Here is a 21,782-nt window from a genome sequence, read left to right on the forward strand (position 1 = left end):
GTACGGTACGGCCGGGGTGTGCGGGACGTAGGAGACGGGCGGGCCGGGGCCGGACCCCGGGCCGGGGACGAGGAGAGGAGGCGGCGTGATCCGCTGGATGCAGCGCGCCCGGCGCATGAGCGGACCCGAGCGCTGGCGCCGCTACACCGTCTCCACCATGTACTTCCTCGCCGTCTTCGAGGCCGTGCTGATGAGCGTGTGGCTGCGCGACATCCGCGAGGACGTCGGCGCGGGCCCGTTCGCCGTCGTCGCCGTGCTGCTCGTCGGGCACCTCACGCTCCAGATCAAGCTCTCCCTCACCGCCCCCTACCTCGGCGCCGCCGGCCCCACCCGCCGGCTGCTCGCCCTGCACCTCGCCGTCGTCTCGGCGCTGCTGGCCGCCGGCCTCGCGCTGCGCGCGGCGGACCGGCTGGAACCGACGCAGCTCGGGCCGTTCCTCGTCTGGGTGCTGATGTTCGCCGCCGGGCCCCTCGTGCTGGCGCTGCCACTGCGGCGCGGCGGCGCCGTCGTCGGCGCCCTGTGCGCCGCCACGCTGCTCGCCGCGCTGGTGATCGGGCCGCGCGGGGAGTGGCTGGCGATCACCGCGCTCACCTGCGCCCTGGGCGCGCCCTTCATGGGGCTCACCTACCGCGCCTCCGCGTGGGGCGTAAAACTCGTCGACGAGCTGGACGCGGCCCGCGCCGTGCAGGCCCGGCTGGCCGTCGCCGAGGAGCGGCTTCGCTTCGGCCGCGACCTGCACGACGTACTCGGCCGGAACCTGTCCGTCATGGCGCTCAAGAGCGAGCTGGCGGTGCAGCTGGCGCGGCGCGGACGGCCCGAGGCCGCGGACCAGATGGCCGAGGTGCAGCGCGTCGCCCAGGAGTCGCAGCGCGAGATCCGCGCGGTCGTGCGCGGCTACCGCGCCGCCGACCTGCACGCCGAGCTGGCCGGCGCCCGCGCGGTGCTGCGCGCGGCCGGCGTCGACTGCGCGGTGGACGAGGCGGACGTGCCGGCCCCGGAGGAGGCGCGGTCGGCGCTGGCGTGGGTGGTGCGGGAGGGGACGACGAACGTGCTGCGGCACGCGGACGCCCGGATGTGCACGATCGTGCTGCGGACCGAGGCCGGCCGCGCCGAGCTGACCATGGACAACGACGGCGCCGCCGGGCCCGCCGAGCCCGGCACCCCCGCCGACGGCGCCGGGCTCGCCGGGCTGCGGGAGCGGCTGGCGGCGGTCGGGGGGACGCTGAGCGCGCAGCGCCGGACCGGCGGGCGGTTCCGGCTGGCGGCGCGGATCGACCTGGCGGCCCCGGAGGACCCCGGGCCGCGGCCGCGGACCGAACGGGAGGCATCGTGATCCGGGTACTGCTCGCCGACGACGAGCATCTGATCCGCGGCGCGCTGGCGGCGCTGCTGGCGCTGGAGGACGACCTGACGGTCGTCGCCGAGGCGGCGGGCGGCGACGAGGCGCTGGCCATGGCGCGCGCCCACCGGCCGGATGTCGCGGTGCTGGACCTCCAGATGCCGGGGCTCGACGGCGTCTCCGTGGCGGCCTCGCTGCGTACGGCGGCGCCCGGCTGCGCGGCGATGATCGTCACCAGCCACGGGCGGCCGGGCGCGCTGAAGCAGGCGCTGGCCGCGGGGGTGCGGGGCTTCGTGCCCAAGACGGTCTCGGCGCAGCGGCTGGCGGAGGTGATCCGCACGGTGCACGGGGGCGGCCGGTACGTGGACCCGGAGCTGGCGGCGGACGCCATCGCGGCCGGGGACTCGCCGCTGACGCCGCGGGAGGCGGAGGTGCTGGAGCTGGCGGCGGACGGGGCGCCGGTGTCGGACATCGCCCGGCGCGCGTCGCTGACGCCGGGGACGGTACGGAACTACCTGTCGTCGGCGATGACGAAGCTGAACGCCGGGAACCGCCACGCGGCGGCCCGGATCGCCCGGGAACGCGGCTGGCTGTAGCTCCGGCACGCCCCGCGCCCCCGCCCGCGCACGCGCCCCCGCCCCGAGCCCGAGTTCCGAGCCCCGCGCCGTCCGCCGTCCGCTCCGCGGGCCCCGCGTATCACCCTCTCAGCGTCTCCCCGCGTCACAACACGCAACGCCCCGGGCGCTGCCGGGGCCGCCGCCCCTTTCTGTGCCAGGATCGGGGTGCCATGACTGCGACCACAGCAAGTACCGCATCCGCGCCGCCCACCGCCGGCGCCGCGCCCGCCCACGCTCCCGCGCCCGAGCCCGCGGCGCTGCACGGGCCAGTCCTCCAGTGGTTCCACGAGCACGCCCGCGACCTGCCGTGGCGCCGGCCGGAAGCGGGTCCCTGGGGCGTCATGGTCAGCGAGTTCATGCTGCAGCAGACGCCGGTGAGCCGCGTGCTCCCCGTCTACACGCAGTGGCTCAAGCGCTGGCCCCGCCCCGCCGACCTGGCCGCCGAGGCGCCCGGCGAGGCCGTACGCGCCTGGGGCCGCCTCGGGTACCCGCGCCGCGCCCTGCGGCTGCACGCCGCGGCCACCGCGATAAAGGAGCGGCACAACGGCGACGTGCCCAAGCGGCACGCGCAGCTCCTCGCGCTGCCCGGCATCGGCGAGTACACCGCGGCGGCCGTGGCGTCCTTCGCGTACGGGCAGCGGCACGCCGTGCTCGACACCAACGTCCGCCGGGTCTACGCCCGGCTGGTCGGCGGCACCGAGTTCCCGCCCGGCGCGACGACCGCCGTGGAGCGGCGCGTCGCGCGCGAGCTGCTCCCCGAGGGCGACGCCGAGGCGGCCCGCTGGGGCGCGGCGACGATGGAGCTGGGCGCGCTCGTCTGCACGGCCCGCAAGCCCGACTGCGGCAGCTGCCCGGTGGCGGCGCTCTGCGCCTGGCGGCTCGCCGGCCACCCCGCGCACGCGGGCCCGCCGCGCCGTACGCAGTCGTACGCCGGCACGGACCGGCAGGTCCGCGGGCGGCTGCTGGCGGTGCTGCGGGACGCGGACGGGCCGGTGCCGCAGCAGCGGCTGGACGCCGTGTGGCACGAGCCGGTGCAGCGGGCGCGGGCGCTGGACAGCCTGGTGTCGGACGGGCTGGTGGAGCCGCTGGCGGACGGGCTGTACCGGCTGCCGCAGGGCTGACCCGGGCGCGCCGGGGCCGGCGCACCCGGAGGGCGGGCGCGTCAGCCCCAGGGCTTGCTGTAGTCCAGGCCGCCCTCCCGCAGCTGCGTCAGCGAGTACCAGTTGCCGCTGTCGTCGCGGAATATCGCCTCGGTCCCGTACGGGCGCTCCTGCGGCTCCTGGATGAAGTCCACGCCCCGGTCCCGCAGCTGCTCGTACGTCGCCCGGCAGTCGTCGGTGTGGAACGCGCCGGCGCCCAGCACGCCCTTGCTGACGAGCTTCGTCAGCGCCTCGGCCGACTCCGGGTCGAGGCCGGGGCCGGTGGTGCGCATGAGCGCCAGCATGACCTCGGGCTGGCCCGGGACGCCGACGGTGAGCCAGCGCATGCCCTCACCCAGCTCGATGTCGTCGCGGATCTCGAAACCGAGCTTGTCGGCGAAGAACTCCCGGCTGCGCTCCTGGTCCGTGGTCCACACGGTGCTGATGGCAAGGTTGGTGATCATGACGTTCTCCCTGGTGGGGGCGGTACTCGGTACGGCGATCACGGTAGGCGGGGCGGCCTGTCGCCCGCTTCCTCAGAATTGCGCTCCCCGATGCGCGGGTCGAAGCCGCCGGCCCAGAGCAGCGCGAAGCAGCCGGGTATGAGCGCGGTGCCGCGGCCCACGTGCGCGTCGCGGTAGGCGCTGGGCGACAGGCCCGTACGGCGCTTGAAGCTGGCGGAGAACGTGCCGAGGGCGGAGAAGCCGACCAGGTGGCAGACCTCGGTGACGGTGAGGTTGCAGGTGCGCAGCAGGTGCTCGGCGCGCTCCAGGCGGCGGCGGGTCAGATACTGGCCGGGGGTCTCGCCGTAGGCGGCCTTGAAGGCCCGCAGGAAGTGGTACCGGGAGTAGCCGGCGTGCGTCGCCACCGCGTCCAGGTCGACGGTCGGGTCGGCCCAGTCGCGGTCCATGGCGTCCTTGGCGCTGCGAAGTGCGCGCAGATCGGGGCGAAGCACTCTTCGAGCATGGCACGGGCCACTGACAACGGCCCGGGGCCGCCGGGCCCGGGTTCCGCCCGCGGCCCCCGCCCCGGGGCCGCCCGGGCCCGTACCCGGCACGGACGGGCCGCGTGCCTCCCGCCCGCTACCGCGGGAGGCTCGCGGCCCGTCGTCGGAGCCCGGTCCGGTCTCGCTCTCAGACCTTCGCCGGGGCCTCCGCCTCCGCTTTCGCGGAGTCCGGACCGGCGTCCCCGGCCGGTCCGGCGTCCTTCGGGCCGGCCCCGCGCAGCGGGACCTCCTTGACGAACCAGGCCGCGGCGAACGCGAGCACCGCGACCGCCGCGCCGCAGAGGAAGACCTGGTGGGTGCCGTCGGAGACGGCGTTGAGGTACGCCTCCTTGAGCTGCGCGGGCAGCTGCTCGATCCGCTCCGGGGTGAGCTGCCCGCCGCCGCCCGCGGCCCGCTCGCCCGCGGGCCCGGCCTCCTCGGCCATGGTGTCGGCGACCCGGCTGCTGAAGAGGGCGCCCATCAGCGCGACGCCGAAGGAGCCGCCGATGGTGCGGGTCAGGGTGATCGTCGAGCTGCCGGCGCCCATGTCGCGCATCTCCAGGCTGTTCTGCCCGACGAGCATCGACATCTGGATCATGAAGCCGAGGCCGGCGCCCATCACCGCCATGTAGAGCCCGGAGGTCAGCCGGGAGGTGCCGGTGTCCATCGTGGACAGCAGGTACATCCCGATGATCAGGGCGGCGCCGCCGACGATGGGGTAGACCTTGTACCGCCCGGTCTTCGTCACGGCCCGGCCGACGAACAGCGAGACGACCATGACGGGCAGCATCATCGGCAGCAGCAGCAGGCCGGAGTTGGTGGCCGAGGCGCCCTGGACGCTCTGCTGGAACAGCGGCAGGAAGGTCACGCCGCCGAACATCACGAAGCCGACGATGAACCCGATCATGTTCATCAGCGTGAAGTTGCCGTTGCGGAAGATGCGCAGCGGGATGATCGGCTCGGCGGCCCGGGTCTCGGCCCACCCGAAGGCCGCCAGCGCGGCGGCGCCGAGCAGCGACAGGCCGACGATCTGCGCCGACGCCCAGTCGTACTCCGTACCGCCCCAGGAGGTCACCAGCACCAGGGCGGTCAGCCCGACGGAGAGCAGGGCCGCGCCCGTGTAGTCCACCCGGGCCTTGATCCGCTTCTTCGGCAGGTGCAGCACGGCGGAGATGACGAAGAGCGAGACGGCGCCCAGCGGGAGGTTGATGTAGAAGGCCCAGCGCCAGCCGAGGTGGTCGGTGATCGTACCGCCGACCAGCGGGCCGCCGATGGTGGCGATGCCCATGACGGCCGCCATCATGCCCTGGTACTTGCCGCGCTCGCGGGGCGGCACGAGGTCGCCGATGATCGCCATCACGCCGACGATGAGGCCGCCGCCGCCCAGGCCCTGCACCGCGCGGAAGGCGATGAGCTGGCCCATGTCCTGAGCCATGCCGGAGAGCGCGGAGCCGATCAGGAAGAGGACTATGGAGGACATGAAGATGCCCTTGCGGCCGTAGAGGTCGCCGAACTTGCCCCACAGCGGGGTGGAGACGGCGATGGCCAGCGTGTACGCGGTGACCACCCAGGCGAGGTGGTCGAGGCCGCCCAGCTCGCCGACGATCGTGGGCATCGCGGTCCCGACGATCAGGTTGTCGAGCATCGCCAGCATCATCGTGATCATCAGGCCGAGCATGATCAACCTGATGTTGCGCGGGGGCTCCGGAACCGCCTCCTGGTCCTTCTCCGCCATGGCCCTCTCCCTACTTACTTGCCGCCCGGCTAGTGGGTACCATGTGAAGGTACGCCGCAACTTGCCGGGCGTCAAGTAAGTCACTGACGGAAGCAGGGATCATGGGTACGACCAGGAGCGACACCCGCCAGCGCATTCAGGACGTCGCGCTGGAACTGTTCGCCGACAAGGGCTACGACAAGACCTCCCTGCGCGAGATCGCCGAACGGCTCGACGTCACGAAGGCGGCGCTCTACTACCACTTCAAGACGAAGGAGGACATCCTCGTCAGCATCGTCCGGGACCACTTCGGACGGGTCGACGAGCTGATCGCCTGGGGCCGGGACCAGCCGCCCACGCTGGAGACGCGGCTGGAGCTGCTCGCGCGCTACAGCGCGCTGCTCGCGGGCGGCAGCACGCTCTTCCGCTTCATGCAGGAGAACCAGGCCAGCATGCGCGAGCTGAGCCTCGGCGAGAACTTCAAGGCGCGCATGGGCGACCTCATCGGGATGCTGCGCGACAAGGACGCCGACCTCAAGGACCAGGCCCGCTCCATCTCCGCGATCTTCACCATGCACGCCGGGATGTTCGCCCTCGACGACGCCCCGGGCGACGCGGAGGAGAAGCGGCTCGCCTGCCTGGAGGTCGCCCAGGAGCTGGTGACCGCGGCCTCCCGGGGGTGACGGGCGGCCGCGGGCCCGCACGGCCCGTACGGGCCGGAGAAGCACGACAGAGCCGCCCCTGACCGTACGGTCAAGGGCGGCTCCGGTCGTGCTACGGGGCGCAGGCCGACGCCCTACGCCTCCTTGCTCAGGTTCGGGCCCGCGCCGCCGGCGGCGGCGTCGACCGGCGGGGCGTCGGGCAGCGCCGACTTCTCCTCGCCGCGGAAGGTGAACGTCGCGTCGTCACCCTCGCCCTCGGTGTCGACCACCACGATGTGGCCCGGACGCAGCTCGCCGAAGAGGATCTTCTCCGAGAGCACGTCCTCGATCTCCCGCTGGATCGCGCGGCGCAGCGGCCGGGCGCCCAGCACCGGGTCGAAGCCCCGCTTGGACAGCAGGTCCTTGGCCTCGGTGGACAGCTCGATGGCCATGTCGCGGTCCTTGAGCCGGTTGTCCAGCTCGGACAGCCGCAGGTCGACGATCTCGATGATGTCGTCCCGGGTCAGCTGGTGGAAGACCACGATGTCGTCCACACGGTTGAGGAACTCCGGCCGGAAGTGCTGCTTCAGCTCCTCGCTGACCTTGGACTTCATCCGCTCGTAGCCGGTCTTGACGTCGCCCCCGGCGGCGAACCCCAGGCCGAAGCCCTTGGAGATGTCCTTCGTGCCGAGGTTGGTCGTCATGATGATGATCGTGTTCTTGAAGTCCACGACCCGGCCCTGGGAGTCGGTCAGCCGGCCGTCCTCCAGGATCTGCAGCAGCGAGTTGAAGATGTCCGGGTGGGCCTTCTCGACCTCGTCGAAGAGGACGACCGAGAACGGCTTCCGGCGCACCTTCTCCGTCAGCTGGCCGCCCTCCTCGTACCCGACGTAGCCGGGCGGGGAGCCGAACAGCCGCGAGACGGTGTGCTTCTCGCTGAACTCCGACATGTCGAGCTGGATGAGCGCGTCCTCGTCGCCGAAGAGGAACTCCGCCAGCGTCTTCGACAGCTCCGTCTTACCGACGCCGGACGGGCCGGCGAAGATGAACGAACCGCCGGGGCGCTTCGGGTCCTTCAGCCCGGCGCGCGTACGCCGGATGGCCTGGGAGAGCGCCTTGATGGCGTCCTCCTGCCCGATGACGCGCTTGTGCAGCTCGTCCTCCATGCGCAGCAGCCGCGAGGACTCCTCCTCGGTCAGCTTGAAGACCGGGATGCCCGTGGAGGCGGCCAGGACCTCGGCGATCAGCTCCTCGTCCACCTCGGCGACGACGTCCATGTCGCCGGCCTTCCACTCCTTCTCCCGCTGCGCCTTCTGCGCCAGGAGCTGCTTCTCCTTGTCGCGCAGCCCGGCGGCCAGCTCGAAGTCCTGCGAGTCGATCGCGGACTCCTTCTCGCGCCGCACGTCGGCGATCTTCTCGTCGAACTCCCGCAGGTCCGGCGGCGCGGTCATCCGGCGGATGCGCATCCGCGAGCCGGCCTCGTCGATCAGGTCGATCGCCTTGTCCGGCAGGAAGCGGTCGGAGATGTACCGGTCGGCGAGCTGGGCGGCGGCGACCAGCGCGGCGTCCGTGATGGACACCCGGTGGTGCGCCTCGTACCGGTCGCGCAGACCCTTGAGGATCTCGATCGTGTGCTGCAGGGACGGCTCCGCGACCTGGATCGGCTGGAAGCGGCGCTCCAGGGCCGCGTCCTTCTCCAGGTGCTTGCGGTACTCGTCGAGCGTGGTGGCGCCGATGGTCTGCAGCTCGCCGCGGGCCAGCATCGGCTTGAGGATGCTCGCCGCGTCGATCGCGCCCTCGGCGGCCCCCGCGCCCACCAGGGTGTGCAGCTCGTCGATGAACAGGATGATGTCGCCGCGGGTGCGGATCTCCTTGAGCACCTTCTTCAGGCGCTCCTCGAAGTCGCCGCGGTAGCGGGAGCCCGCGACCAGCGCGCCGAGGTCCAGGGTGTAGAGGTGCTTGTCCTTCAGCGTCTCGGGCACCTCGCCCTTGACGATGGCCTGCGCCAGCCCCTCGACGACGGCGGTCTTGCCGACGCCGGGCTCGCCGATGAGGACGGGGTTGTTCTTCGTCCGGCGGGACAGCACCTGCATGACCCGCTCGATCTCCTTCTCGCGCCCGATGACCGGGTCGAGCTTGGACTCGCGGGCCGCCTGCGTGAGGTTCCGGCCGAACTGGTCGAGCACCAGGGACGTCGACGGCGTGCCCTCCGCGGGGCCGCCGGCGGTGGCGGTCTCCTTGCCGCCCTGGTAGCCGGAGAGCAGCTGGATCACCTGCTGCCGCACCCGGTTCAGATCGGCGCCCAGCTTCACGAGGACCTGGGCGGCGACGCCCTCGCCCTCGCGGATGAGGCCGAGCAGAATGTGCTCCGTACCGATGTAGTTGTGCCCGAGCTGAAGGGCCTCGCGGAGCGACAGCTCCAGGACCTTCTTCGCCCGGGGGGTGAAGGGGATGTGGCCGGAGGGGGCCTGCTGGCCCTGGCCGATGATCTCCTCCACCTGCTGACGGACCGCCTCGAGCGAGATCCCGAGGCTCTCCAGTGCCTTTGCGGCGACACCCTCACCCTCGTGGATCAGGCCCAGGAGGATGTGCTCGGTGCCGATGTAGTTGTGGTTGAGCATCCGGGCTTCTTCCTGAGCCAGGACGACAACCCGCCGCGCGCGGTCGGTGAACCTCTCGAACATCGTTAATCGCTCCTCAGAGCGGTCAGGCAGATCGGGGACGTTCCCCTCCCTGTCCTTCCGCAGCTTAGTCCCGCAAGCGGGGACCGCTCATTCCAACTGCCGACACCCGGACGCTGACTCCCTCAGTCTCCTGCACCGAACAGCCGGCTACTGCTCCAACCCGATGGTGCGAGACGATGTTCCCGCAGGCCAGGCGAATACGCTCAATGCCGCTACGCCCATGGCGAACGCCGCCGCCGAAGACCGCCGGGGCCCGCCGAAGCCACCGCTCCCACCAGCGCCACTAGCCAAGTCTTACCCGCGCCACGGGCGGTGCCATCAGATTTTCCGGCCTCTTCACTGCGCTGACGGCGAACACGGCGGAACGTCTGGGAGAGCCGATGCGGGGAAGAAGAAGCGCGCTATGCGACCGGGGCGCCACATGTCGTAACCAACGCGGGTTCGACCCCGTTGCTCAGGGTGTGACCGGCACCGTGATCCCGCGCCAGACCGGCCCCCGCGGGGAGCCCGCCCCGGCGGGCGGCCACGGCCGGAGCGGGCCGGCGGCGGATCCGGCCGCGGAGCCGGGTCCGGACCGGCCCGGGGCGCTGCGCTGCGACGTGCTGGAGATGCCCGCGGAGGCCGGCTGGGCGGTGCTGCGCGGGCGGCCCGCCACCGGGCCGGTGGCGCTGGGCGCGGGCCGGATGCGCTTCCTCATCGCCGAGGGCGGCGCCGCCGAGCTGCCGGGGCTGCTGGACTGGCTGGAGTGGGGCGGCATCCCGCTGGACCTGAGCGCGGCGCCGGCGGCGCTGCGGACCTGGCCGCCGACGCTGTGGCTGCGGCCGCCGGGCAGGGCCGCGCTGGCACGGCTCCCCGCGGTACGGCTGCCCGTGGGTTCGGGCGCCGGCCGCGGGGGCGGAGTCGTGGACGGGGATGGAATGGATGGGGATGGAGTGGACGGCACGGATGTCCGTGCCGCCGGAGGCGTCGCCCGGTCCGCCGCCGGAGCCGGCGGGAACGGGACGGACGGCGCCGTGGCTCCGGCGCGGCACCGCGGTGCGGACCGGCCGGACCTGGTACGGCTGGTGAGCGCGGCGGCGACGGCCTGCCACCGCCTCGCCCTGAACGTCAGCCGTTCGCCTTTTCGTATGCCTCGCGGATGTTCGCCGGAACACGGCCACGCTCGCTGACCTCGTAACCCTGCTCCTTCGCCCACGCGCGGATCTTCGCCGTGTCCTGGCTGCCGGACGCCCCGCCGCGAGAACGCTTCGTGGCGCGGCCGCCGGTCTTGCGCCCGCTCTTCACGTACTGCTCAAGCGCGCCGCGCAGCTTTTCCGCGTTGGAGGCGGTGAGGTCGATCTCGTAGGACTTGCCGTCGAGAGCGAACGTCACGGTCTCGTCTGCCTCGCTGCCATCGAGATCATCGACGAGAAGGACATGAACCTTCTGAGCCACCGGGCTTCCCTTTCATCGGAACAATGTGTGCTGGCGAAAGCAAACCGCTTTTCAGCGGAAAACTCAAACCCTGCCGGAGAACTTGCTGAACAATATCTTCGCGATTCGGACATAGCGCCATCAGAGATGCAGCAGCATCCTGCTGTTGCCGAGGGTGTTGGGCTTCACCCGCTCCAGGTCCAGGAACTCGGCAACGCCCTCGTCATACGAGCGCAGCAGCTCGCTGTAGACGTCCCGGTCCACCGGAGTCTCACCGATCTCGACGAAGCCGTGCTTCGCGAAGAAGTCCACTTCGAACGTGAGGCAGAAAATGCGGCCGACACCGAGCCAGCGGGCGGTGTGCAGCAACCTGTCAAGGAGTTGGTGGCCGATGCCGGTGCCCTTGCGGGCCGGATCCACCGCGAGGGTGCGTACCTCCGCGAGGTCCTCCCACATCACGTGCAGCGCCCCGCAGCCGACCACGGCGGCGTCCGCGTCCCGCTCCGCCACCCAGAACTCCTGGATGTCCTCGTAAAGGGTCACGGTGGCTTTGCCGAGAAGGATGTCGCGGTGCACGTAGGGGTCGAGCAGCCGCCGGATGGCGGGGACATCCGTGGTGCGGGCGCGCCGGACGGTGACCCCGTAAGAATCGCTGGACATGACAGGACGCTATCGTCACGCGCCGGCTTCGGTGTCACCGGCTTCGGTGTCACCGGGTGAGTCCAGCGACACGACGCGTAGCGCGTCGCGCAGGGCGTCGAGCTGGGCCGGGGACATCATGCCGAAGAAGGCGACGAGCGCGGCGGCGGGATTGTCGCTGGCGGTCCACGCCTCGTTCATGAGTGCGGCGGAGTACGCGGCCCGGGTCGACACCGCTTCATATCGATAGGCGCGGCCTTCGGGAGCACGCCGCAGCCAGCCCTTCTGGTGGAGGTTGTCCATTACGGTCATGACGGTGGTGTACGCGAGAGGGCGTTCCTGCCGGAGGTCTTCCAGCACTTCCCGGACGGTGACCGGGCGGTTCCACTCCCACACCCGGGTCATGACCGTGTCTTCGAGCTCTCCCAATGGCCGGACCACGCCAGCACAATACCCGTGGGAGGGTGAACAATGGGGCGTTTGGGACGGGGAAGGCAGCGGCGGGCGTGGCGATTCGGGGGCCGGAGAGCGCCCCTTACCGGTGGGGCGGGCTTACTCGGCCGACTTCCGCCCCGGCCCCTCGGCCTGCGCGATCGCGGCGTCGACGACGGCGTCTTCCTTGGCCTTGTTCGGGCCGCCCTGGTTCTTGACGATCGTCACGATCATCACGGTGAAGGCGACGGCCATGACGGTCGACGGCAGCAGCGCGGAGAGGTAATCCATGAGAGCCATCCATCGTTGCGGGCTACTGGGCGCGGGCGCCGCGGAGGTGCCGCGGCCTCCAGCGTAGCCCGCCCTCGCCCGGGCGGCGGAGGTGGGTGAGGACCTGCCTTCCGTCCCCCGTCCGCGTCCGGCTCTCCGCCCCGCGGTCGCACGCACCGGCCTCCCCCCGCGCCCGGGGGCGTGGGCGGCACCCCGGCGCCGTCCGCCCCGCGCGTGAACCACGCGCGCGTGAAGGCAGGCCCCCGGGGAGGGGAGGGGACGTACGCCCGGGGGGTCAGGCGGTACGGGCCGCGGGGGGCCGGAGCAGGTGCTCGGCGGGCGGGGCGGGGCGGCGGCGCGGCGGGAAGACCTCCGCGGGCGTGGGCACCGGCCGGTTCGGGGACGCGGGTTCGCGGTCGCGGTCGCTGTCGCGGTCCGGGGGGTTCTCGCGGGGCGGGCGCTGCGGCTGGCCGCCGGGCTTGCGGGGCCGCCGGTCCGGCGCGGGCTCCGACTCCTCGGATCCCCGTACGCCCCGGGCCCCGCGCGTCTCCCTCGCCTGCCGTGTCTCCCGCGTCTCGCGTGCCTCCCGGCCGCCGGGCAGCGCCCGCAGCGCGGGCCGCGGCAGCAGCGCCGGCGGCACGGTGGGCACGGGCGGCGCCGAGGGCCCGGCGGGTCGCGCGGGTGCCGCGGGTCCCGCGGGCGCCGGGCGGCGGCGCGGCGGCACCTGGGCCGCCGTCAGCGCCTCGCAGCGCCGCAGCAGCCGCCGGCGGCGCTCCGCCACGACCGGGTCCGCCGCCTCCGCGCACAGGGCGCGCAGCGCGGCGACGTCCGCCTGCCGCGGCACGTAGCCGGTGGCGAGCGCCTCGTGCAGCAGCTCCGCGTACCCGGACGCGCTCCCGGGCAGCGCGGCGCGGTAGCGGGCGAGGTCGGCGTTGCGGAACAGGCGCATCCGGTCCGCCTCCGCCGCCGTCTCGTCCAACGCCGCGGCCAGCTCCGCGCAGTCCCGTGCGACGGCACCGCGCCGCACCGCCGGCGCGGCGGCCGGATCCGTTCCGTCCCCCCTGGCGGGCCTGGGCAGGCCCCAACTCGACTCGATGGCGATGGCCAGCGCGTCACGCACGACGCGGAGCTCGTCGGCGCTGAGCGCCACACCGCCTCGGGAACCGTATGGCGTAGGCATAATCCGACTTTAGGCCCTGAAAGGTGCTCATGCCGCGAAGGCGCGCGGAACGGGCCATCGCTACGGAGGCGGGCTTTCGGGGCGTACGCGCGCGGTCAGGTGGTCGAGACGTTCCGCTCGTAGACCAGGCGGAGGCCGATCAGGGTCAGCCACGGCTCGTGCTCGTCGATCACCGAGGAGTCGGCCAGCATCATCGGCGCCAGCCCGCCCGTGGCGATGACGGTGACCTCGTCCGGGTCGTCGGCCAGCTCCGCCGCCATGCGGTTCACGACGCCGTCGACCTGCCCCGCGAACCCGTAGAGGATGCCGGACTGCATCGCCTCGACGGTGTTCTTGCCGATCACCGCGCGCGGCCGGGCCAGTTCGATCTTGCGCAGCTGCGCGCCGCGCACCCCGAGCGCCTCCGTGGAGATCTCGATGCCCGGCGCGATGACCCCGCCGACGTACTCGCCGCGCTCGCTGACCGCGTCGAACGTCGTGGCCGTGCCGAAGTCGACGACGACGGCCGGGCCGCCGTACAGCTCGGCCGCCGCCAGGGCGTTGATGATCCGGTCGGCGCCGACCTCCTTGGGGTTGTCCATCAGGACGGGCACGCCGGTCTTCACGCCGGGCTCGACGAGCACGGAGGGGACGTCGCCGTAGTAGCGGCGGGTGACCTCGCGCAGCTCGTGCAGCACCGAGGGGACGGTGGAGCAGACGGCGATGCCGTGGATGCCGTCGCCCAGCTCCTCGCCGAGCAGCGGGTGCATGCCCATCAGGCCCTGCAACAGCACCGCCAGCTCGTCCGCGGTGCGGCGCGGGTCGGTGGAGATGCGCCAGTGCTCGACGATCTCCTCACCGTCGAAGAGACCGAGGACGGTGTGGGTGTTGCCGACGTCGATGGTGAGGAGCATCTAGCCGTCGCCCTCCTCACGGAGGTCGAGGCCGATGTCGAGGATGGGGGTGGAATGGGTGAGCGCCCCTACGGCGAGGTAGTCGACGCCTGTCTCGGCGTACACGCGCGCGTTGTCGAGCGTCAGCCGCCCGGAGGATTCGAGGCGGGCGCGGCCGGCGACGAGCGCCACCGCCTCCTCGGTCTCGCCGGGCGTGAAGTTGTCCAGCAGGATCAGGTCGGCGCCCGCGTCGACGGCCTCGCGGACCTGGTGCAGGGTGTCCGCCTCCACCTCCACGTCCAGGTCCGGGAACTCGTCCCGCACCAGGCCGAACGCCGCCGCCAGACCGCCCGCCGCGACCACGTGGTTGTCCTTGACCAGCGCCGCGTCCGACAACGACATGCGGTGGTTGACGCCGCCGCCGCAGCGCACCGCGTACTTCTCCAGCGCGCGCAGGCCGGGCGTCGTCTTGCGGGTGTCGCGGACCCGCGCCGCGGTGCCGTCGAGGGCGTCGGCCCAGGCGCGGGTGGCGGTGGCGATGCCGGAGAGGCGGCACAGGAGGTTGAGCGCGCTGCGCTCGGCGGTGAGCAGGTCGCGGGTGCGGGTACGGACCGTCAGCAGCCGCTGTCCGGCCGCGACCCGGTCGCCGTCCTCGGCGTGCCGCTCGACCTCCATGTCGTCGGTGCAGACGACGGAGAGCACCGCCTCGGCGACCCGCAGGCCGGCGACCACGCCGGCCTCGCGGGCGGTGAAGTCGCCGGTGGCGACGGCGTCCTCGGGGACGGTCGCGACGGTCGTCACGTCGACGCCGTGGTCGAGGTCCTCCTCGACGGCGAGGTGGGCGACGTCCTCGACGTAGACGGGGTCGAGGCCCGCCTCGGCGAGGAGCTGGGCGAGGCCCGGGTCGAGGCCGCACTCCAGGGGGTCGTGGCCGTACGCCCCCTCGGCGCCGCCGTCCGCGCCGCCCGCGCCGCAGCCGCAGGCGTCGCCGCAGCCGCCGCCGGCGTCGGCGCCCGGGTCCGGGCCGCCGAGGGGCAGGAGGGTCAGCTCCACGGGCTGAGGTCGGTCGGGCTCTGGGGTACTGCTCACGGGGTCTCCCGGTGGAAGGCGGTGCCGGCGGTGGTCCGGACGGCGAGTGCGGGGTCTGCGAGGGCTGCGGGGTCTGCGGGGTCTGCGGGTGCCGCGGGGTCTGCGGGGCGTACGGGACCGGGGGTGAGGGTGACGAGGAAGTGGCGGGCCCAGCGGGCGTCGTCCCGGTCGGGGTGGTCCTCGCGCCAGTGCGAGCCGCGGGTCTCGGCGCGCCGCCGCGCGCACTCGACGAGGACCTCCGCGACGAGCAGCAGGTTCGTGGCCTCCCAGGTCTCCACGCACGGCGCCGCGGCGGCGGGCCGCGCGGTGTCGCGTACCGCGCGCAGCTCGGCGGCGGCCCCGGCGAGGCCGGCAGCGGAGCGGAGGACCCCGGCGCCGACGGTCATCACGCGCTGGATCTCCGGGCGGGCGCCGGGCGGGACGAGGGGGGTCTCCCGGGGCGGATCGTCCTTCTCCGTCAGGAGAGCCGCTCCGCCGGGTGCGGCCGCGGCGGCGACGTCCGCCGCGATGCGCTCGGCGAAGACCAGGCCCTCCAGCAGGGAGTTGGACGCCAGCCGGTTCGCCCCGTGCACGCCCGTGCAGGCGACCTCGCCGCAGGCGTACAGCCCCGGGACGCTCGTCCGCCCGTGCAGGTCCGTGACGACGCCGCCGGAGGCGTGGTGGGCCGCCGGGGCGACCGGGACCGGCTCGTGGACCGGGTCGAAGCCGTGCGCGCGGCAGGCCGCGAAGATCGTCGGGAAGCGCTGCTTCCACATCTCCGCGCCGAAGTGCCGTCCGTCCAGGTACATGTGGTCGGCGCCGCGCTCGGCCATGCGCCGCACGATGCCCTTCGCCACCACGTCGCGGGGCGCCAGCTCCGCCATCTCGTGCTGCCCCACCATGAACCGCACGCCGTCCGCGTCGACGAGGTGGGCGCCCTCGCCCCGTACCGCCTCGGAGATCAGCGGCTGCTGGCCCTGCGCGTCCGGGCCCAGGAACATCACCGTCGGGTGGAACTGCACGAACTCCAGGTCCGACACCTCCGCCCCGGCGCGCAGCGCGAGCGCGACGCCGTCGGCGGTGGAGACCGGCGGGTTGGTGGTCGCGGAGAAGACCTGGCCCATGCCGCCGGTGGCGAGCACCACCGCGGGGGCGTGCACGGCGCCCACGCCGTCGCGCGCGCCCTCGCCCATGACGTGCAGCGTGACGCCGGCCGCGCGCCCTTCCGCGTCCTTGATCAGGTCGAGTACGAGCGCGTGCTCGACGGTCTCGATGCCCGCCGCGCGCACCGCCTCGACCAGCGCGCGGGAAACCTCCGCGCCGGTCGCGTCGCCGCCCGCGTGGGCGATGCGGCGGCGGCGGTGGCCGCCCTCGCGGGTCAGCTCGATGGCGCCGCTGGCGGGGTCGGTGTCGAAGGCGGCGCCGGTCGCGATGAGGCGGCGTACGGCGGCGGGGCCCTCGGTGACGAGGGTGCGTACGGCGTCCTCGTCGCACACCCCGGCGCCGGCGACGAGGGTGTCGGCGAGGTGCTGCTCGGGGCTGTCGCCGTCGCCGAGGGCGGCGGCGATGCCGCCCTGGGCCCAGCGGGTCGAGCCGTCGTCGAGGTTGGCCTTGGTGACGACGACGACCCGCCGGCCCGTCTCCGCGCAGCGCAGCGCGGCGGTGAGGCCGGCGACGCCGGAGCCCACCACGACGACGTCGGTGTGCAGCGCCCAGCCGGAGGCGGGGGCGCCGAGCCGTATCGCGGTCACGGTGTTCTCCCGAAGGTGAGGCGGATGTTGTCGATGAGGCGGGTGGCGCCGACCCGGGCGGCGACGGCGAGGACGGCCTCGCCGTCGTACGGCGCTCCGTCCGCCGCCACCGGCGTGAAGTCCGCCGGGTCCACGAGCGCCACGTAGTCCAGCTCCAGCGGCGGCGTCGCCCCGCCCGCGTCGTGCAGCACCCGCTCCGCCGCCGCCAGCGCCGCCCGCGGGCCGCCGGCCGCGGCGCCGGCCCGGTCGCGCGCCGCGAACAGCGCGCGGGACAGCGCGAGCGCGGTGGTGCGCTCCGGCGCGGAGAGGTACACGTTGCGGCTGGACCGCGCGAGCCCGTCCGGTTCGCGGACGGTCGGCACGCCGACGATCCGTACCGGGAAGTCGAGGTCCCGCACCATGCGCGTGATCAGCGCGAGCTGCTGCGCGTCCTTCTGCCCGTACAGCGCCACGTCCGGCCGGGTCAGGTGCAGGAGCTTCGCGACGACGGTCAGCACGCCGTCGAAGTGCCCGGGGCGGAAGGTGCCCTCCAGCCGCTCCCCCATCGGCCCGGCGCTGACGCGCACCTGCGGCTCGCCGCCCGGGTAGACCTCGTCGCGCGCCGGCGCGAAGACGACGTCCGCGCCCTCCTTGCCCGCGAGCAGGACGTCGGCGTCGAGGGTGCGCGGGTAGCGGTCCAGATCCTCGCCGGGGCCGAACTGCAGCGGGTTGACGAAGACGGTGACCACGACCTGCCCGTACGGGCCCACCTCGGCGCGGGCCGCGCGGACCAGCGCGGCATGCCCCTCGTGGAGCGCGCCCATGGTCATCACCACGGCGCGCGCCGGGCGCCCGGAAGAATCCCCGGGCGCCCCCGGCGGCTCCGGCAGCAGCGCGGCTTCGTGTACGAGCAGAGCGGTCATCGTCGCCGTCCTTCAGCGTGCTCCGTCGGCGAGGACCCCCAGCAGGTCCTCGGCGAGCTCCGGCTTGAGCAGCCCGCCCGCGAGCGCGCGGTCCGCCGTCGCCCGGGCCATCGCGACGTACGCGGGCACGGCCTGCGGCGCGTGCGCGCGCAGCTGTTCGATGTGCGCCGCGACCGTGCCCGCGTCGCCGCGCGCGACCGGCCCGGTGAGGGCCGCGTCGCCGCTGCGCAGCGCGTTGTCGAGGGCGGCGCCGAGCAGCGGGCCCAGCATCCGGTCGGGGGCGCCGACGCCCGCCTTGTCCAGCAGCTCCATCGACTGCGCGACGAGCGTGACCAGATGGTTGGCGCCGATGGCCAGCGCCGCGTGGTACAGCGGCCGGGCGGATTCCTCCACCCACTCCGGTTCCCCGCCCATCTCCACGACCAGCGCCTCCGCCGCCATCCGAAGCTCGCCCGGCGCGGTGACGCCGAAGGAGCAGCCGGCGAGCCGCTGGACGTCGACGGCGGTGCCGGTGAACGTCATCGCGGGGTGCAGCGCGAGCGGCAGCCCGCCGGCGCGGGTGGCGGCCTCCAGCACCCCGGCCCCGTACCGGCCCGACGTGTGGACGAGAAGCTGCCCGGGGCGTACGGCACCCGTGCCGGCGAGGCCCTCGACGAGCCCGGGCAGCACGTCGTCCGGCACGGTGAGCAGCACGAGGTCGGCCCGCGCCAGCACCTCCGCCGGCTCGGTGACGGGCACGTCGGGCAGCATCTCCCCGGCCCGGCGGCGGGCGCCGTCGGAGACGGCGTGCACGGCGACGGGCCGGTGGCCCGCGAGCGCGAGCGCGGCGGCGAGCGGCGGGCCGACCCGGCCCGCGCCGACCACGCCGACGTCGAGCCGGGCGGGCTTCTCCCGCGGCTCGGGGGTGGGGCTGGGGTTCACGGCGCCTTCCGTTCCAGTCCGCTTCGGGTACCGGACGTACGGCTTCATGGTACTTGCGGCGCCGCCGCCCGCCGGTGTGTGTCCGGCCACGCTCTACGGCGCCCGCCGGGCCGGCGCGTAAACCGCTGGGCCGCGGCGGCCGCGGCGGGCATGATCGGGGCCCATGACGGACGCGGACGACCCCATGACCCGCAGGCGCGCGACTTGGGCGGCGGCAGAGCGCACCCTCGCGCCCTCCCTCCCGACCATCTCCGCGCGCCTGTCCCGCCTCGCCACCGCCCGCCCCGGCGGCGTCGACCTCGACCGGACGGTCGACGTCTACGCGGGCGGGATCGTCGCCGAGCTGGAGCAGCGCACGGCCGGGCTGCTCGGCCACGAGGACGCGGCGTTCTTCCCCACCGGCACCATGGCGCAGCAGGTCGCGCTGCGCTGCTGGGCGGAGCGCACCGGCAGCCGCGTCGTCGCCTCGCACCCGCTGGCCCACCTGGAGGTGCACGAGCGCGCGGCGTACGCGGTCGTCAGCGGGCTGCGCGCCGTCCACCCCACGCGCGAGCCGCGGACCGCCACGGCGGCGGAGGTACGGGCGCTGGACGAGCCCTTCGGCACGCTGATGCTGGAGCTGCCGATGCGCGAGCCGGGGTTCGTGCTGCCTCAGTGGGAGGAGCTGGCGGAGACCGTCGCGGCGGCGCGGGAGCGGGAGGCGGTCGTGCACGTGGACGGCGCCCGGCTGTGGGAGTGCACGACGCACTTCGGGCGCGGGCTGGCGGAGATCGCCGGGCTCGCGGACAGCGTCTACGTCTCGTACTACAAGTCGCTGGGCGGGCTGTCCGGCGCGGCGCTGGCGGGTCCCGCGGGGTTCGTCGACGAGGCGCGCGCGTGGCGGCACCGGTACGGCGGGCTGCTGTTCCAGCAGTGGCCGGCGGCGCTGGCCGCGCTGGAGGGGCTCCAGCTGGAGCTGCCGCGGCTGCCGTCGTACGTCGCGCACGCGCGCGTGGTCGCCGAGGCGCTGCGGGAGGGGTTCGCGGCGGCGGGGGTGCCGTTCTTCCGGGTGCACCCCGGGGTGCCGCACACGCACCAGTTCCAGGTCTGGCTGCCGTACGGGGCGGAGGCGCTGATGGACGCGGGGACGGCGCTGGCGGAGGAGACCGGGACGTGCCTGTTCCGGGTGTGGACGGAGCCCGGCGACCCGCCGGGGCTGTCGATGACGGAGGTCACGGTGACGGAACCGGGGCTGGCGTGGACGGCGGCGGACGTGGCGGCGGAGGCGGCGGCGCTGATCGGGCGGGTGGCGGGCGCGGACCCCGCGATGTCGGTGCCGTAGCGGATCATGGCCGCATGAGCGTCACCCTCGACATCACCGGCCTCCCGGCCGAGCGCATCGGCTTCGTGCCGTCGCCGCTCGCCGAGCTGGGCGCCGCGCTGCACGCGCTCGCCTCGCCCGCGCACCACCCGGGCGCGGCCGGCTGGACGGCCGCGACCGCCGCCGGGCTCGACCCCGGGCTCGCGGACCGGCTGAGCGAGGCGGAGTTCCTGTGGAGCGCCGGGCGGGCCGACATCCTGCTGCCCGCCGCGCCGGGCGCGACCCTCGCCGAGGAGCTGGACGCGCTCGACGGGATACCGGACGACCTGTTCGTCACCGCCGCGTTCGAGATCGTGTGCAACCCGACGTACCAGCACGGCAACCCGTCCCCGCTCACCGACCCCGCCACCCGCCGCGCGGCCGTCGAGCGCGCGGCCGCGCGCGGCCCGCGGCAGGCGGCGTTCGTCGACCGGATGCTCACCGACCCCGACGGGCTGCGGGTCTGGCTGCGCCGGCTGCTGGAGGACTGCGCGGACGCGTTCTTCGACGAGACGTGGGAGCGCGTCCGTCACTCCCTGGCCGCCGACGCCCGGCACAAGACGGACCTGCTGCGGCGCAAGGGGCTCAAGGCGGCGCTGGCGGACGTGTCGGGGGCGCTGCGGCTGGACGAGGGCGAGGACGGCTCGGTGCGGATCGTCGCCGACAAGCTGAGCACGGGCCGCGCCGTCGCGCGCGAGAGCGTGACGTTCCTGCCGACGGCGTTCGGCTGGCCGCACATGCTGGTGGTGTACGCGCCGGGCTGGCGCCCGGTCGTCCAATACCCGATACCGGCGCCGGACCTGCCCCGGGCCCCGGCGCTGGACACGTTGCAGCTGCGGCTGGAGGCGCTGGCCCACCCGGTGCGGCTCCGGCTGTGCCGCACGATCTCGCGCACGCCGACGACGACGGGCGAGCTGGCCGCCGTGCACGAGCTGACGGCGCCGGAGGTGTCCCGGCACCTGGCGGTGCTGAAGAAGGCGGGCCTGGTCGTCACCCGGCGCCGCGGGCGGTACGTGCAGTACGAGCTGTCGCTGCCCGAGGTGGCCCGGCTGGGCGGGTCGCTGCTGGAGGGCCTGCTGCGCTGAGCGGACGGCCTGCCGCGTGCGGCCTGCTGCGCCGGCGCGGGGCCCCGGCGGCCGGGGGTCCCGCGCGCGTGCCCGTACGCCTCAGCCCCCGGCCCGTACCAGACCCGTCTCGTAGGCCAGGACCACCGCCTGCACCCTGTCCCGCAGCTCCAACTTCGTGAGGATCCGCCCCACATGCGTCTTCACCGTGGCCTCCGACAGCACCAGCCGCGCCGCGATCTCCCCGTTCGACAGCCCCTGCGCGATCAGCAGCAGCACCTCGCGCTCCCGGTCCGTCAGCCGTTGCAGCTCCGGGTGCGCCCGCTCGCCCGCGGGCGCGGGCATCACGGCGGTGAACCGGTCGATGAGCCGCCGCGTCGTGCTCGGCGCGACGACCGCGTCGCCGCTGTGCACGGCCCGGATGGCGCTCAGCAGGTCCCCCGGCGGCACATCCTTGAGCATGAAGCCCGACGCCCCGGCCTGGAGCGCGGAGAAGGCGTACTCGTCGAGGTCGAAGGTGGTCAGTATCAGCACCTTCGGCGGCGCCTCCGGCGGCTTGTCCGCGCAGATGCGCCGCGTCGCCTCGACGCCGTCCAGGCGCGGCATGCGCACGTCCATCAGGACGACGTCCACCTTCGTGACGCCGAGCAGTTGCAGCGCCTCGTCGCCGTCCCCGGCCTCCGCGACGACGTCCATGTCGGGCTGGGCGGCCAGCACCATCCGGAAGCCGGTGCGCAGCAGCGCCTGGTCGTCCACGAGCATGACCCGGATCGTCACGTGCGTCCCTTCTCTTTACGAAGAGCAGCCTGGGC

The 21,782-nt window shown here is 74.1% G+C and carries 22 protein-coding genes; 7 read left to right on the forward strand and 15 right to left on the reverse strand.

All coding sequences use genetic code 11. The annotated features are described in order from the left end of the window. Positions 1-85: 85 nt before the first annotated feature. From ACHZ99_RS11595 to ACHZ99_RS11605, 3 genes are all read left to right on the forward strand, one after another. Positions 86-1,333, forward strand: a complete 1,248-nt coding sequence (locus ACHZ99_RS11595; RefSeq protein ID WP_420304382.1) for a sensor histidine kinase — start codon at positions 86-88, stop codon at positions 1,331-1,333. Then, a complete protein-coding gene (locus tag ACHZ99_RS11600) occupies positions 1,330-1,935 on the forward strand; it encodes a response regulator (RefSeq protein WP_420304383.1) in 606 nt (201 codons plus the stop codon). Before ACHZ99_RS11595 ends, ACHZ99_RS11600 begins: the two co-directional genes overlap by 4 nt. Before the next feature lie 191 nt (positions 1,936-2,126). Then, positions 2,127-3,077: an A/G-specific adenine glycosylase gene (locus ACHZ99_RS11605; RefSeq protein WP_420304384.1), complete on the forward strand. Its 951-nt coding sequence runs from the start codon at positions 2,127-2,129 to the stop codon at positions 3,075-3,077. 41 nt (positions 3,078-3,118) lie between these two features. Here the strand turns inward: ACHZ99_RS11605 and ACHZ99_RS11610 are convergent, their stop codons facing one another. The 3 genes from ACHZ99_RS11610 to ACHZ99_RS11620 all read right to left on the reverse strand — a co-directional run bounded on the left by ACHZ99_RS11610 (position 3,119) and on the right by ACHZ99_RS11620 (position 5,815). Continuing rightward, a complete protein-coding gene (locus tag ACHZ99_RS11610) occupies positions 3,119-3,559 on the reverse strand; it encodes a VOC family protein (RefSeq protein WP_420304385.1) in 441 nt (146 codons plus the stop codon). Positions 3,560-3,597: 38 nt separating this feature from the next. Continuing rightward, positions 3,598-4,005 (reverse strand): helix-turn-helix transcriptional regulator, encoded by a 408-nt coding sequence (locus ACHZ99_RS11615; RefSeq protein WP_420304687.1) that lies wholly within the window; start codon positions 4,003-4,005, stop codon positions 3,598-3,600. 223 nt (positions 4,006-4,228) lie between these two features. After that, positions 4,229-5,815 carry an MDR family MFS transporter gene (locus ACHZ99_RS11620; RefSeq protein WP_420304386.1) on the reverse strand — a complete coding sequence of 529 codons (1,587 nt, stop codon included), beginning with the start codon at positions 5,813-5,815 and terminating at the stop codon, positions 4,229-4,231. Between the two features lie 101 nt (positions 5,816-5,916). Here ACHZ99_RS11620 and ACHZ99_RS11625 point away from each other — a divergent pair, with 101 nt between their 5' ends. Continuing rightward, positions 5,917-6,477, forward strand: a complete 561-nt coding sequence (locus ACHZ99_RS11625; protein ID WP_420304387.1) for a TetR/AcrR family transcriptional regulator — start codon at positions 5,917-5,919, stop codon at positions 6,475-6,477. A 113-nt stretch (positions 6,478-6,590) separates the two neighbouring features. Here ACHZ99_RS11625 and ACHZ99_RS11630 read toward each other — a convergent pair whose 3' ends face one another. After that, positions 6,591-9,119, reverse strand: coding sequence for an ATP-dependent Clp protease ATP-binding subunit (locus ACHZ99_RS11630; RefSeq protein WP_420304388.1), 2,529 nt, complete (start codon positions 9,117-9,119; stop codon positions 6,591-6,593). A gap of 461 nt (positions 9,120-9,580) precedes the next feature. On the opposite strand from ACHZ99_RS11630, the gene ACHZ99_RS11635 reads away from it, so the two are divergent. Then, entirely contained in the window at positions 9,581-10,288 is a 708-nt protein-coding gene (locus ACHZ99_RS11635) for a hypothetical protein (RefSeq protein ID WP_420304389.1), read from the forward strand. On the opposite strand, the gene ACHZ99_RS11640 is transcribed toward ACHZ99_RS11635, so the two are convergent. The 10 genes from ACHZ99_RS11640 to ACHZ99_RS11685 form a co-directional block, all read right to left on the reverse strand. Beyond that, a complete protein-coding gene (locus ACHZ99_RS11640) occupies positions 10,227-10,553 on the reverse strand; it encodes a histone-like nucleoid-structuring protein Lsr2 (protein WP_420304390.1) in 327 nt (108 codons plus the stop codon). The two genes, ACHZ99_RS11635 and ACHZ99_RS11640, sit on opposite strands and share 62 nt — an antisense overlap. Before the next feature lie 120 nt (positions 10,554-10,673). Next, on the reverse strand, positions 10,674-11,192 hold the full coding sequence (locus ACHZ99_RS11645) for an amino-acid N-acetyltransferase (RefSeq protein WP_420304391.1): 519 nt from the start codon (positions 11,190-11,192) through the stop codon (positions 10,674-10,676). A 15-nt stretch (positions 11,193-11,207) separates the two neighbouring features. Continuing rightward, positions 11,208-11,612, reverse strand: coding sequence for a BlaI/MecI/CopY family transcriptional regulator (locus tag ACHZ99_RS11650; protein WP_420304392.1), 405 nt, complete (start codon positions 11,610-11,612; stop codon positions 11,208-11,210). 111 nt (positions 11,613-11,723) lie between these two features. Beyond that, positions 11,724-11,894 carry a hypothetical protein gene (locus ACHZ99_RS11655; RefSeq protein ID WP_420304393.1) on the reverse strand — a complete coding sequence of 57 codons (171 nt, stop codon included), beginning with the start codon at positions 11,892-11,894 and terminating at the stop codon, positions 11,724-11,726. A gap of 274 nt (positions 11,895-12,168) precedes the next feature. Further along, a complete protein-coding gene (locus ACHZ99_RS11660) occupies positions 12,169-13,053 on the reverse strand; it encodes a hypothetical protein (RefSeq protein ID WP_420304394.1) in 885 nt (294 codons plus the stop codon). A gap of 95 nt (positions 13,054-13,148) precedes the next feature. Beyond that, positions 13,149-13,946, reverse strand: coding sequence for a type III pantothenate kinase (locus ACHZ99_RS11665; RefSeq protein ID WP_420304395.1), 798 nt, complete (start codon positions 13,944-13,946; stop codon positions 13,149-13,151). Continuing rightward, positions 13,947-14,978 (reverse strand): carboxylating nicotinate-nucleotide diphosphorylase, encoded by a 1,032-nt coding sequence (nadC, locus tag ACHZ99_RS11670; protein WP_420304689.1) that lies wholly within the window; start codon positions 14,976-14,978, stop codon positions 13,947-13,949. Between the two features lie 32 nt (positions 14,979-15,010). Continuing rightward, positions 15,011-16,744, reverse strand: a complete 1,734-nt coding sequence (locus tag ACHZ99_RS11675) for an L-aspartate oxidase (protein ID WP_420304396.1) — start codon at positions 16,742-16,744, stop codon at positions 15,011-15,013. After that, positions 16,741-17,646 (reverse strand): pantoate--beta-alanine ligase, encoded by a 906-nt coding sequence (gene panC / locus ACHZ99_RS11680; protein WP_420304397.1) that lies wholly within the window; start codon positions 17,644-17,646, stop codon positions 16,741-16,743. The genes ACHZ99_RS11675 and panC overlap by 4 nt, the downstream gene beginning before the upstream one ends. Before the next feature lie 12 nt (positions 17,647-17,658). Continuing rightward, entirely contained in the window at positions 17,659-18,567 is a 909-nt protein-coding gene (locus ACHZ99_RS11685) for a Rossmann-like and DUF2520 domain-containing protein (protein ID WP_420304398.1), read from the reverse strand. 163 nt (positions 18,568-18,730) lie between these two features. Here ACHZ99_RS11685 and ACHZ99_RS11690 point away from each other — a divergent pair, with 163 nt between their 5' ends. Together ACHZ99_RS11690 and ACHZ99_RS11695 are read left to right on the forward strand one after the other, a co-directional pair. Next, a complete protein-coding gene (locus ACHZ99_RS11690; protein ID WP_420304399.1) occupies positions 18,731-19,888 on the forward strand; it encodes a threonine aldolase family protein in 1,158 nt (385 codons plus the stop codon). Between the two features lie 14 nt (positions 19,889-19,902). Next, entirely contained in the window at positions 19,903-20,991 is a 1,089-nt protein-coding gene (locus ACHZ99_RS11695) for a DUF5937 family protein (RefSeq protein WP_420304400.1), read from the forward strand. 81 nt (positions 20,992-21,072) lie between these two features. Here ACHZ99_RS11695 and ACHZ99_RS11700 read toward each other — a convergent pair whose 3' ends face one another. After that, a complete protein-coding gene (locus ACHZ99_RS11700) occupies positions 21,073-21,747 on the reverse strand; it encodes a response regulator (protein ID WP_420304401.1) in 675 nt (224 codons plus the stop codon). Positions 21,748-21,782: the final 35 nt, after the last annotated feature.

The sequence above is a fragment of the Streptomyces sp. MAR4 CNX-425 genome, from assembly GCF_048656465.1.
GTDB lineage: Bacteria > Actinomycetota > Actinomycetes > Streptomycetales > Streptomycetaceae > Streptomyces.

Coding starts and splice junctions, on each gene's coding strand:
- ACHZ99_RS11690 (WP_420304399.1), top strand. CDS start 18,731: ATGACGGACGCGGACGACCCCATGACCCGCAGGCGCGCGACTTGGGCG.
- ACHZ99_RS11630 (WP_420304388.1), bottom strand. CDS start 9,119: ATGTTCGAGAGGTTCACCGACCGCGCGCGGCGGGTTGTCGTCCTGGCT.
- panC (WP_420304397.1), bottom strand. CDS start 17,646: ATGACCGCTCTGCTCGTACACGAAGCCGCGCTGCTGCCGGAGCCGCCG.
- ACHZ99_RS11625 (WP_420304387.1), top strand. CDS start 5,917: ATGGGTACGACCAGGAGCGACACCCGCCAGCGCATTCAGGACGTCGCG.
- ACHZ99_RS11695 (WP_420304400.1), top strand. CDS start 19,903: ATGAGCGTCACCCTCGACATCACCGGCCTCCCGGCCGAGCGCATCGGC.
- ACHZ99_RS11665 (WP_420304395.1), bottom strand. CDS start 13,946: ATGCTCCTCACCATCGACGTCGGCAACACCCACACCGTCCTCGGTCTC.
- ACHZ99_RS11660 (WP_420304394.1), bottom strand. CDS start 13,053: ATGCCTACGCCATACGGTTCCCGAGGCGGTGTGGCGCTCAGCGCCGAC.
- ACHZ99_RS11605 (WP_420304384.1), top strand. CDS start 2,127: ATGACTGCGACCACAGCAAGTACCGCATCCGCGCCGCCCACCGCCGGC.
- ACHZ99_RS11610 (WP_420304385.1), bottom strand. CDS start 3,559: ATGATCACCAACCTTGCCATCAGCACCGTGTGGACCACGGACCAGGAG.
- ACHZ99_RS11620 (WP_420304386.1), bottom strand. CDS start 5,815: ATGGCGGAGAAGGACCAGGAGGCGGTTCCGGAGCCCCCGCGCAACATC.
- ACHZ99_RS11655 (WP_420304393.1), bottom strand. CDS start 11,894: ATGGATTACCTCTCCGCGCTGCTGCCGTCGACCGTCATGGCCGTCGCC.
- ACHZ99_RS11645 (WP_420304391.1), bottom strand. CDS start 11,192: ATGTCCAGCGATTCTTACGGGGTCACCGTCCGGCGCGCCCGCACCACG.
- ACHZ99_RS11615 (WP_420304687.1), bottom strand. CDS start 4,005: ATGGACCGCGACTGGGCCGACCCGACCGTCGACCTGGACGCGGTGGCG.